The organism is Tetzosporium hominis, from assembly GCF_002265435.1.
Classification (GTDB): Bacteria; Bacillota; Bacilli; order Bacillales_A; family Planococcaceae; genus Chryseomicrobium; species Chryseomicrobium hominis.
Genome location: NZ_NOKQ01000170.1, coordinates 1 through 267 on the forward strand (window position 1 = coordinate 1; position 267 = coordinate 267).

Annotated in this window: 1 pseudogene; it reads right to left on the bottom strand. The window is 41.6% G+C overall.

What is annotated here, in order from left to right:
- Positions 1–267, bottom strand: a pseudogene (locus CF394_RS03565) (ABC transporter ATP-binding protein); the annotation flags it as partial.

The following is a 267-nucleotide window of genomic DNA, read 5'->3' on the forward strand; positions in this document are numbered from 1 at the left end:
TTCGTTGCGGCCAGTGAAAGCAATTTTATCTTCTCTATTCATAATAAAGCTGACATTGTCGAGCACCTTTACGCCATCGATTGTTTTCGTTAAGCCTTCCACCCGAAGAACATCATTTCCGATTTCCCTTTCAGGCGTAAAGTTAACATAAGGATAGCGGCGGGAAGATGGTTTAATATCATCCAGCGTAATTTTTTCGAGAAGTTTCTTTCTTGATGTAGCCTGCTTAGATTTAGACGCATTGGCGCTGAATCTAGCGACAAACTC